At 38.2% G+C, this 9,738-nt stretch carries 8 protein-coding genes; 6 read left to right on the top strand and 2 right to left on the bottom strand.

Annotated features, from left to right (window positions below; all coding sequences use genetic code 11):
- Nucleotides 1-74: 74 nt before the first annotated feature.
- From GNE10_RS26690 to GNE10_RS26670, 5 genes are all read left to right on the top strand, one after another.
- Nucleotides 75-899 carry an SDR family oxidoreductase gene (locus GNE10_RS26690; RefSeq protein WP_185568373.1) on the top strand — a complete coding sequence of 275 codons (825 nt, stop codon included), beginning with the start codon at nucleotides 75-77 and terminating at the stop codon, nucleotides 897-899.
- Nucleotides 900-919: 20 nt separating this feature from the next.
- Nucleotides 920-1,873: an alpha/beta fold hydrolase gene (locus tag GNE10_RS26685; protein ID WP_185568370.1), complete on the top strand. Its 954-nt coding sequence runs from the start codon at nucleotides 920-922 to the stop codon at nucleotides 1,871-1,873.
- A gap of 345 nt (nucleotides 1,874-2,218) precedes the next feature.
- Nucleotides 2,219-2,953: a redoxin family protein gene (locus GNE10_RS26680; protein ID WP_185568367.1), complete on the top strand. Its 735-nt coding sequence runs from the start codon at nucleotides 2,219-2,221 to the stop codon at nucleotides 2,951-2,953.
- 735 nt (nucleotides 2,954-3,688) lie between these two features.
- Nucleotides 3,689-4,936, top strand: a complete 1,248-nt coding sequence (locus GNE10_RS26675) for a hypothetical protein (RefSeq protein ID WP_185568364.1) — start codon at nucleotides 3,689-3,691, stop codon at nucleotides 4,934-4,936.
- An 86-nt stretch (nucleotides 4,937-5,022) separates the two neighbouring features.
- Entirely contained in the window at nucleotides 5,023-5,784 is a 762-nt protein-coding gene (locus tag GNE10_RS26670) for a phosphatase PAP2 family protein (RefSeq protein WP_185568361.1), read from the top strand.
- Nucleotides 5,785-5,878: 94 nt separating this feature from the next.
- On the opposite strand, the gene GNE10_RS26665 is transcribed toward GNE10_RS26670, so the two are convergent.
- Both GNE10_RS26665 and GNE10_RS26660 read right to left on the bottom strand, forming a co-directional pair.
- A complete protein-coding gene (locus GNE10_RS26665; RefSeq protein ID WP_185568358.1) occupies nucleotides 5,879-6,610 on the bottom strand; it encodes a class I SAM-dependent methyltransferase in 732 nt (243 codons plus the stop codon).
- Between the two features lie 278 nt (nucleotides 6,611-6,888).
- Nucleotides 6,889-7,542, bottom strand: coding sequence for a hypothetical protein (locus tag GNE10_RS26660; RefSeq protein ID WP_185568355.1), 654 nt, complete (start codon nucleotides 7,540-7,542; stop codon nucleotides 6,889-6,891).
- A 615-nt stretch (nucleotides 7,543-8,157) separates the two neighbouring features.
- On the opposite strand from GNE10_RS26660, the gene GNE10_RS26655 reads away from it, so the two are divergent.
- The gene (locus GNE10_RS26655) at nucleotides 8,158-9,609 is read left to right on the top strand and encodes an APC family permease (protein WP_185568353.1); all 1,452 of its coding nucleotides are present in this window, start codon (nucleotides 8,158-8,160) and stop codon (nucleotides 9,607-9,609) included.
- Nucleotides 9,610-9,738: the final 129 nt, after the last annotated feature.

The following is a 9,738-nucleotide window of genomic DNA, read 5'->3' as shown; positions in this document are numbered from 1 at the left end:
CCCCTCCCCATCTCCCCATCCCCTCATCTCTTTTATCCCACGACAAATTTTTACGCAGACTCACTTAACTTGTCATGAATGTTGCAATCATTGGTTGTGGTTATGTTGGTTATAAAGTTGCTCAATATTGGCAGCAAAATATGAATTTTGTTGTCACTGCAACCACAACTTCTCCTGAGCGTGTTTCTGTATTACAATCAGTAGCCCAAAGAGTTGTAGTTACTAAAGGTAATGACCCAGATAGTTTAAAATCTGTTTTACAAAATCAAGATGTTGTACTTTTGAGTGTTGGTGCCAAGAGTGCGGAGGTTTATGAAGAAACTTATCTGCAAACTGCCAATACTTTAGTTTCCGTCTTGCGGTATATTCCCAATGTAAAGCAATTAATCTACACGGGAAGTTATGCGGTATATGGTGATAGAAATGGTGTCTGGGTAGATGAAGAAACACCACTTGCACCTGCTAATTTAAATGCCCAAATTCTCCGCAAAACTGAGGATGTGTTGCTATCAGCATCTAACGAAAATTTGCGGGTTTGTATCTTCCGTTTGGGAGGAATTTATGGCACTGGCAGAGAATTGCTGAAAATATTTGGTAGATATTCTGGTACAAGTCGTCCGGGCACTGGCGAGGATATCACAAATTGGATTCATCTAGATGATATTGTTGCTGCCATCGAATTTGCCCGTCACCGTCGCTTAGAAGGTGTTTATAATTTAGTGGATGACGCACATCTCACCAGCCGAGATTTGCTCGATCGCTTATTTGCCAAACATCATTTACCTCCAGTTGTATGGGATACCTCTGTTACCAGTACTCGCCCATATAATGCTTGGGTATCTAATGAAAAGCTCAAAGAAGCCGGATACGAATTGATTCATCCACAGATGATTTTTTAGCAAGTATTAAACTAGGAATTATGCAACCATCTGCTGTAGCTAAGACAACCGATTTAACAGCATCTCCTAGCCAATTTTACACTTGGCAGAATTATCGTTGTGCTTACGAAGTTCATCAACCAAGTAATACAATACCCCAGGGTCTTCCTTTAGTGTTAATTCATCCCATTGGTGTCGGATTATCACGGCAATTCTGGCAAAGATTTCAAAGCCAATGGTACAATTCAGGTCAGCGAAATTTGATTTACAATCCCGATTTACTAGGATGTGGTGAAAGTGATATGCCCCATGTGGCTTACACTCCTAGTGATTGGGCAGAACAATTGCAATACTTTTTGCAAACAATAGTGCAAAAACCTGTGATTTTAGTGGTACAAGGTGCGTTGTTTCCAGTGGCCATTGAATTAGTGCAAAAGGCATCAAATTTAATCGCTGGAATTGTACTTTCTGGGCCTCCAGCATGGCCTGTAATTACCAAAAAATCACCAAAATGGCAGCAAAAACTCCTGTGGAATTTGTTAGATTCGCCTTTTGGCAATGGTTTTTATCGTTATGCACGCACGCCAAAATTTTTACGTTCTTTCTCGACTCGCCAACTATTTGCTTTTGATAGTGCTGTCGATACAGAATGGATAAATACTTTGGTTGCAGGTGCGGAAAATATCGCCAGTCGCCATGCAGTGTTTTCTTTTTTAGCAGGGTTTTGGCGACGGGATTATAGTATTTTAATTGCTACTATCCAGCAGCCAACATTAGTAGTTGTGGGAGAAACAGCATCAAGTATTAGCGAAGAAGGCAAAAAAGAAACGCCAAATGAACGCTTAGCTGACTACTTGGCTCATTTACCTCAAGGTGAAGGCATCAAAATAAATGGGCGCAATGTTTTACCATACGAATCAACTGCTGAATTTGTAGCAGCCATCGTTCCATTTATCCAGAAGAATTCAGAAGTCAGGAGTCAGAATTCAGAATAAATTAAAGTCTAATTGAGTAATAATACCAATTTGGGATTTGGGATTTTGAATTTTGGATCAAAGCCTTTACTAAAAAGTTCCAGAATTTGAAGCAATACTTCCTATGCCAATTTGGTATCAATATTGGTTTCAAGGCTTCCCCTTCTGCACGAAACACAATTCAAAAATTCTGCCTTGTTAAGATTTCATTAATTCATCACTACTCTTAACAAACTGGGTGTATGCCATTCTCAATTCTGACCACTGGTTGATTAATGAAGTTTCTTAGCCAATTGATAGGTAAATTAGTCCAGTAATCTCATCTTAGGTTATTACTGGATATTGATTAGTTCAGAAAGTAAAATTATGTTGCCTAATCACAAAGGACAAAGAGTTCCCAATGTTACTTTTCATACCCGTCAAAACAATGAGTGGGTAGATGTGACAACTGATGAGTTATTCGCCAACAAGACGGTAGTTGTCTTTTCCTTACCAGGTGCTTATACTCCCACTTGTTCCTCCACTCACCTCCCTGGTTACAACGAATTGGCTAAGGTTTTCAAAGAAAATGGTGTGGATGACATTATTTGTATTTCTGTGAATGATACTTTTGTGATGAACGAATGGGCAAAGGATCAAGAAGCAGAAAATATTACACTAATTCCCGATGGTAATGGTGAATTTACTGAAGGTATGGGAATGCTGGTGGATAAATCAGACTTGGGATTTGGTAAGCGATCGTGGCGTTATTCTATGCTGGTGAAAGATGGTGTCATCGATCAGATGTTCATTGAACCAGAAGAGCCAGGAGATCCCTTTAAGGTGTCTGATGCAGAAACAATGCTCAGATATATCAACCCCAAAGCAGTTAAGCCAGAAATAGTTTCTCTGTTTGCCAAAGTGGGTTGCCCTTTCTGCGCCCGTGCTAAGGCTCTGCTCAAGGAACATGGATTAGATTACGAAGAAATTACTTTAGGTAAGGATATTACCACACGCTCTTTACGAGCAGTTACAGGTGCAACAACAGTCCCCCAAGTCTTTATCAATGGTAAATTAATTGGCGGTTCTGAAGCACTAGAAGCTTACTTCGCAGCGAAGTAGGTTTAATGGGGTAGCACATTTTTTCATGTTGGCTGTTAACTGTTGACGGTTGACAGCCAACAGTCTTTTGTGTTAGCACATCCCCTTTTAGGGGTAGGATGATTTTATTGACACTCCCTTGCCTAAAGGCGAAGGGATTCTTGGTTCAACGAGTCCACTTAGATTAGACCCCTTGCGGTATCTAAACTAGAGGTGGTTCTCTCCTCAAGCGTTACTTTCCGAGTGCCCCTCGGTAGTGGATTACTCCAAAATTTGTTTGAGTTAATTCTGTGTCGTCTAGCCCCCATGTACGCGAAGCGTCTCGCAGAGAAGATTTTACCTATTCCTGGGCAGGAACTAGAACTATGGAATAGAACCCCATATCTTCAATTGTCAAGGTACAGATTGCCGCTAGGCAGTTAGGTTTTTATACAGGTTGATTACCGTTCCTGTTAGACTTAATTTTATCAAAACCTGACCCAGGCGTAAACACCTCAAACCGTTTTCGTCCCTTGCCTAAAGTACGTAATACGGCGCTACGCGCCTGTTACTCAAGGGTTTTCAACGAGTGTTTTAATAAATATATTTTATTTTGATTAAATTTAGATGCTTTGTGACTTGCCGTAGGCTACCACTAAGGACGCAAAGGAAGAAACAAGTTAAGAATTATTCGCTGGAAGTTTACAAAGAATTGGCATTACATGGCGATCGCGTAAAATGAATCTTGATTAAATTACCAGTGATTATAAATACAACATGTTTGCCAGAATCCGCCGTTTTTTGCGTCAATTTTTTAATAAATCAAGAAAAATCAACAACGAACCACTAAATAAAGTGAGTTTGATTGTGATTATTTTCATTGATATTTTTATCTTAGTTAATGTTTTTGTCGGACTGGATGATATTAGTAGATGGCATATCAGTCCCAGTGAAGCTTATCCATGTTATTCGGAGTGGCAAAACTACCGGGGAAAAAATACTAAAGATAAGGATTATGAAATTGTCAAGCTTTCATTTTTTTATAGTGGAAACACTAAGTATAGTTTTCAGCAAAATTATCAACAAGCACAAATAGGACATCTCGGCGAAGTTGATGGAACATGTTTAAAGTATGGCGAGTATAAAGATAAGATTAACAATCCGCAAAATCAGCAAATCATCAAAACTATTGAACAAAAACAAACGCAAATCAGTAGATTAGAACAAACCAATCGCGATATTCGTGCTAAATATGATTCTACTCTCTTAGAAAAAATTGCAGGTCAGCCCCGCGAACAATCAATTAATCAAGTCAGTGCTGAAAAAGCTAAACAAGAGTTAGATAAAAATAACAGCCGAATTTCTACACTGAAGCAGGAAAATTCTAATCTGCAAAATCAACTATTAACTAAATCAGAAAGTACTGGTTTTCTTACATTTATTAAAGATGAAAATCAATTTTTAGAAGTCGAAAAAGGTTATAAAAAAGCATCGTTTTGGTATCCAAGTATTCAACTTGGGTTTCAGTTACTTTTTTTGCTACCGCTAATTATTATTGCCTTATCGGTTCATAGATTTGCCGAAGGAAGAGGATATGGGCTAATTTCTCTAATTAGCTGGCATTTGCTAGTTATATTTTTTATCCCTCTGTTAGCGAAAGTATTTGAATTTTTACAAATTGGGGCAATATTCCAATTTATTTTTGATATTATTAGCCAGATTTTTGGCGGATTACTTTTCTTAATTAATTATGTTTATATCTTGCTGATTCCACTTATTGGTTTTGGAATTATCAAGTTTTTTCAAAAATTTGTCTTTAACCCTAAAGTCCAAGCAGCCAACAGAGTTCAAAAATCACTTTGTGTCAACTGTGCTAAAAAAATTCGGCGTAGCGATTCCTACTGCCCCCACTGCGGTTATTATCAATATTTAGAATGCGAAAACTGCCATAATCTCACTTATCAACATTTGCCGTACTGTAAACATTGTGGAACTTTTCAAAATTCTAGTAAAAGTATTCACTAGTGATAGATGACATTGAATACTTGATTGAAATAAATTACCAGTAGGGGCATAGGAAATAAGGTAACTAGTCAAAGTTCAAAAATATTATGCAAAGTCTCAAAAAACCAAATCAAGGAAGTCCATCGTTTTTTTCTTTTCTGAAAAATTTATTGATTGCCCGTTGGCGATCGCTCTTACTCCTCTTGATAGGAGTATATTTACCTTTGCAGGTGTTTGAAATTTTGGCTGTTGAGGTATGGAAAAATGGAGATGGCTTTCCGTGGGATGTGGCTACTTTATTGGCGGTTCACTCTACACAAAACCCACAATTGGATGTTTTAGCAGTAATGCTGGCTAGAATTGGTTCGCCTTTCACAAGCAGTATAATTGCAGCTGTCATCGCACTAATACTACTACTGCAAAAACGGTGGCGATCACTAGCTTATGTACTCACGCTTTCAATGGGAAGTGTCATCATCAGCCGCATAGGTAAGGAATTAATGCATCGAGTCCGTCCTCATTTGTGGGACTCCATTGCACCAGAATTGAGTTTTGCATTTCCCAGTGGTCATGCTATTGCAAGTATCACTCTGGTTGCTATTTTCCTCATCTTAAGTTGGGCTACCCCGTGGCGTCGATTAATTTTCATCTTCGGTAGCTTATATGTAATAGCTATTGCATGGTGTCGTCTTTATTTAGGCGTTCATTTTCCTAGTGATATTCTTGCCGGTTGGATGCTTGCATCAGCTTGGGCAATTGGTGTGAGTTTAATTATCAAGCCTTATTTAACTACAGCCAAATTTGTGGATCAACAACCCGCCAAAGAAGAAACTACCTTACTACCAGAAGAAAAAAAATTGCTCAGCTAATATGCATCGAAAGTTGCATATTCTTTAGTTAAAAGCCTGAGTTAAAACTTCTCTATTTTATCATTTGTTCCTTGATTATTGCTATCAAAAACAATTAGTTTTCACAACTTAAGCCAATAATCAAAGGATTTTCTAAAAAATCACGCCAATAATCTTGTGGATAATCTTCTATGGCTTTCGGAGGAATTTCTATAGAATGCCATGTCACTTTTTTAAATCCAGCTTCCGTAGCAGCCCATTCATAAACCAACTGACTCAAGCCAAAATATTTAAGTAAAAAAGGTGGTTCTGTATGAAATTCAGCTTCAGAATAATAGCCTTCTGAAAATTTTTCTTGTTTCAAAACTGTCATCCCATATTTGGTATAGTTAGACTTGTTCAAACAAAAGTCTGGATGAATCGTCACGGCAACCAAACGTCCATTTTCTACTAAATTATTCCGAATTTTTTGAAACATTTTTAGTAGATGTTCTCTATTTTCTGCGTAATTCAAAAGATAAATTGCAGTTACTAAATCAAAGTTACCAAGTTTGGGGAGTTTAACAATATCAAACGCTTGATACTCAATACCCAGTGGGTGATTCTGTTCTTGCTGGCGTGCAAGACCGATCATTTCTTCGGATATATCTACACCAACAATTTTTGCAGATCCTCCTTTTCTCAATAACCTGGTATAAAAACCTGTGCCACAAGCTAAGTCTAAAATAGTTTTTTCTTGAAAATTGCCAAGTATATTAAAGAACATAAAATTTTCAACTATTGGTAATGTAGCTTTATTTTTGTACTGCTCGTAGGTACTACCAATAGTGTCATATTGCTCAGTCATAATATTCTCAACTAAGTACGTATAAATAAATCAGCATACAGCATATTTCAGGTAAGAGACTTCCAAATAAAAAAATATTCCACAGAAGATTGTTGACCCTTCTCCTATGGTCGCCGCTACGCGTAGCTTGCTTCCACGTAGTGGTACGACTTCGCTCAGGGTCAAGGCTGAGCGGAGTCGAAGCCTTGACTGTTGATGGTTGACAGTCAACAACCCCAAGCGAAATAATTTATTTTTTGGAGTTACCCTAGTCAATCAATACTTTGGATACCAAAATTTTAAGCCTTCTTAGTTGGTGCGTTAGTTACTCGCGCATCTACAATATCTTGCGGTACATTCGGGATAAACCAATTCACTTCACCAGATTTCAAAATTTTAGTACCGGCTTGATTGAATTCTATCACCCCGGTATCTGGATTTGTCTTTAAAACTAAGTTCGTTCCGTTGGGAACCTTAATCACCACACCACCAGCTAATTCTTCCTGTTGTCCCCCTATACCAGAAGCGATCGCTGTAACATCATTTGGTAAATAAACTCCCTTGCAATTCCATCTATCTTGGGTTGTCTGACCATTACCAAGAAAATACAGTGCGGCCCCTTCGGAGTATTCATCATCATCAACATCTGGTTCGGGGCCGTAGATAGCTAGAGTCTTTCCTGTTTGATTGCTACATTGACCCCAGTCGATTCCCGATTCAAAGGCATATTTTTGCAACTCTAATTCATTGATTTTTTGGTCAATTTGCTCTGATGTTGCGCCATCTAATTGAGTGTGTGTTTCTTTGAGAGTTTGCAAATTATTTAACTCTTCAGTCAAATTTATATAATCAGGATTTTCCGAATATTTTGGGCGATCGGCTAAGGAAGGTTCAGCAAAGACTAGATTTAGAAGTAATAAAACCGCCATCAAAAAATATTTAAAGATTTTCATGTTTTGCTTCCAAGTTTTCAAGATTGTAGTTGATGACATTTTAAACACAATCGTCAACATCCTCACTCATCTTAAATCTTAAATCTTTCTCAAAAATCACCCCTAAGTCATCGGTTTTTTGGGAGATTACAAATATTAATTTCAATTTTGCATATCATTTAAACTGTTTTTTGCAAATGTCAAATCAGAAGTTAATATAATACCCGTACATTACCAATACTAATCTAGTTATTTATCCTATTTATCTTGCTATACAATTATTTCAGCTTCTCGAAAAATTAAATTCCAATAATTCCTAGCGATTAACTGGGTATTATTTTTAACTTGTTTTTAACTATTGTTCTAATTTTCATGAGCAAAAATTATTTTGAAATATCATGCTGATAAAAATTAAGTCCAGATTTTTATGAATACTTGATTGTAAGAAATACATCGGGTAGTATTAAATCCATCTAGAGAAATAAAACTAAAGATATAGGTATGTAAATCCAAGATATATCCATATCTATAAGTCGAAATCGGCAACTGGCAAAGAAAGATTTTACTCAAAAACTAGGGTTAATTCCCGCAACTCTATCGATATATGTGTCTTTTAAAGAGATTAAAACTTGCTCAATGAAAACAGAAAAATCATCCCATCAAAGTATTTATGGTTTAAAACCAGATTGTCTTTCTTTTTCAGAAGTATTGGCCCAATCTTTTGCTGTGATTGCACCGACGACGATACCAGCATCTAATATTGGTTTAATCGTTGCACTTTCAGGAAACGGGACTTGGCTGAGTTTTCTGATTGGTTTGATGGGGTTGTTATTTGTCAGTATCAACATCAACCAATTTGCTAGTCGTTCGGCTTCTCCAGGTTCGCTATATTCTTATATTTCCAAAGGACTTGGTTCCACAGCAGGTGTAATTTGTGGTTGGAGTTTGGTGCTGGCTTATTTATTTACAGGCATGTCTGTTTTGTGCGGTTTTGCCAACTTCAGCGGTGCTTTAATTGGTCATTTGGGCATTCATCCCTCCAGTATTACATTGTTGGCCATCGGTGCAGGGATTTCCTGGTATGCAGCCTATAAAGATATCCAACTTTCAGCTGTAGCAATGCTGTGGATGGAAGCAGCTTCAGTCCTATTGATTGCAATCTTATGCATAATAATTTGGGCACACAAAGGTTTTGCATTGGATATGTCCCAACTAACCCTCTCTGGTACAACTCCAGGTAGTGTGGCCACAGGACTGGTATTGGTAATGTTTGCTTTTTCTGGCTTTGAAAGTGCCACATCGCTTGGGGATGAAGCAAAAAAACCATTACAAACAATCCCTAAATCTGTAATGGGTAGCGTCATCCTCGCCGGTCTGTTCTACGTTTCAACGACTTATATAGAAGTCTTGGGGTTTAGTGGTACTGGCGTCTCCATAACTCAAATCGAGGAACCTCTGGGTTTTTTATCCCAACAGGCGGGAGTTGGCTTTTTGGGACAACTTGTAGGTTTGGGTGCGTTATTTAGCTTCTTTGCTTGCATCCTTGGCAGTATTAACCCAGCCGCTAGGATCTTTTTCCTAATGGCACGTCATGGTTTATTCCATTCCTCATTGGGAACAGCACACTCATCCAACAAAACCCCCCACGTTGCAGTCACGATGTGTTCCTTGATTACATTTTTCGTGCCTGCTGTCATGTCCCTATTTAACATCAAGTTATTCGAGAGTATGGGTTATTTGGGGGCAATTTGTAGCTACGGATTTTTAACGGTGTACATTTTGATTTCCGTCGCAGCACCAGTTTATCTATACAAAATTAGGAAACTCCAACTACGAGATATCGTGTTTTCCATTCTCGGAGTTGCATTCATGACGATCCCCGTTTTAGGCAGTGTGGGAATTCCTGGGAGTACACTTTTCCCCGTTCCCGAAGCTCCCTACAATATTTTTCCCTACTTGTTTTTGTTATACATATTTGCCACTTGTGGGTGGTTCATCATCAAAAGACTACGTTCTCCAAACTTGGTTGTGAAAATGCGCCAAGGTATCGAAGAAATTCACACCAGATTCAGCAATACCAGGAATTGATTGGTGAAGTGGGGCATGGGACATTGGGCACTTGTACTGAGCGTAGCCGTTGGCGCAGCCTCTCGCAGAGAAGTATGGGGTATTGGGCTTTTTAGGAAGTGTGGGAGGAAGGAGGGGGAAGCATAAATT

The organism is Nostoc sp. 2RC (assembly GCF_014222165.1).
Taxonomy (GTDB): Bacteria; Cyanobacteriota; Cyanobacteriia; order Cyanobacteriales; family Nostocaceae; genus Nostoc; species Nostoc linckia.
This window is presented reverse-complemented; position numbering and strand designations above follow the sequence as displayed.

Coding starts and splice junctions, on each gene's coding strand:
- GNE10_RS26655 (WP_185568353.1), top strand. CDS start 8,158: ATGAAAACAGAAAAATCATCCCATCAAAGTATTTATGGTTTAAAACCA.
- GNE10_RS26670 (WP_185568361.1), top strand. CDS start 5,023: ATGCAAAGTCTCAAAAAACCAAATCAAGGAAGTCCATCGTTTTTTTCT.
- GNE10_RS26680 (WP_185568367.1), top strand. CDS start 2,219: ATGTTGCCTAATCACAAAGGACAAAGAGTTCCCAATGTTACTTTTCAT.
- GNE10_RS26685 (WP_185568370.1), top strand. CDS start 920: ATGCAACCATCTGCTGTAGCTAAGACAACCGATTTAACAGCATCTCCT.
- GNE10_RS26660 (WP_185568355.1), bottom strand. CDS start 7,542: ATGAAAATCTTTAAATATTTTTTGATGGCGGTTTTATTACTTCTAAAT.
- GNE10_RS26665 (WP_185568358.1), bottom strand. CDS start 6,610: ATGACTGAGCAATATGACACTATTGGTAGTACCTACGAGCAGTACAAA.
- GNE10_RS26690 (WP_185568373.1), top strand. CDS start 75: ATGAATGTTGCAATCATTGGTTGTGGTTATGTTGGTTATAAAGTTGCT.
- GNE10_RS26675 (WP_185568364.1), top strand. CDS start 3,689: ATGTTTGCCAGAATCCGCCGTTTTTTGCGTCAATTTTTTAATAAATCA.